This is a genomic window from Pseudomonas sp. 18173 (assembly GCF_050432945.1).
Taxonomy (GTDB): domain Bacteria; phylum Pseudomonadota; class Gammaproteobacteria; order Pseudomonadales; family Pseudomonadaceae; genus Aquipseudomonas.
In genome coordinates, this window is record NZ_JBKFTN010000076.1 from 1 (window position 1) to 872 (window position 872).

General features: G+C 44.3%; 1 protein-coding gene and 1 pseudogene. Both read right to left on the reverse strand.

The genetic code is table 11. The features are described 5' to 3' along the window. Nucleotides 1-96: 96 nt before the first annotated feature. Nucleotides 97-414: a hypothetical protein gene (locus tag ACLD1X_RS29125; RefSeq protein WP_429373730.1), complete on the reverse strand. Its 318-nt coding sequence runs from the start codon at nt 412-414 to the stop codon at nt 97-99. A 13-nt stretch (nt 415-427) separates the two neighbouring features. Then, nucleotides 428-872 (reverse strand): annotated as a pseudogene (locus ACLD1X_RS29130) (type IV secretion protein Rhs); the annotation flags it as partial.

Sequence of the window (872 nt, forward strand, 5' to 3'; positions counted from 1 at the left end):
CGAGGCGAACTGCCAGCTCTTGCGGCCCAGGGCCGTCGTAGCCGAAGCAGCTTAAGTGACTGAGATCAAATTTCCAGCCACTTAATTAGATAAAACTCATGGAGTTTTAGCCAACGCCTTTTCAATCTTGCTTGTATTATTAATATCTCCACCTTTATCCACATAGGCGTGCCAAGCTGGAACTGCCTTCTTGAATAGTTCGAGGCATTGAGCGGTGGCATCTGATTTCTTGATAACCAAATCCATCTTCAAATTACCATCACTATCAAATGGCTCCTTAAAAATCAGACCACGCACCTTAAGGAAACTCATTAAAACTGTATACCGCACAACTATCTGCCTCTGATATTCGGTGCTTTTATTTCTAGACATTAGCATCGGTATGCTGCACAAAGTAAAATCCAAATCATTCATTACCAACCCCCTATTACCTTGCACGAATTACTGTCGACACATCAGTTACTTCAATCAATTTTTTGGTACCCGGCTCGCGCACAAAAACTCCACCCACCTCTCGAATTCTCATTTCTTTTTCCAACTGTGCAAATTTCGAAGCGGTCAAACTTGTAATTTCTTTAGCCGTGCCGGAGCCATCAGTATTCTTAACAACAAAATCAACTCGACGCCCCTCACCAGTTAACGGGTCGTTGACTATTTTTCCCTCAGCATTACGTAGATACCTTTCGCCGAGAACATTTTTCTTACCGTAACGTTTCTCAAATATTGCTTTGGCCCTAGCCTCTCGAGCAGAACCGGCCACTTTGTTTGGTATGCATTCCCATCCCCACGGATCAGTCCATGCAGTCGTGTTTGGAGCATAGCTGTAGAGATTGTAACCCCCCAACAACCCAATCGGATCCTGCGTAACAAAC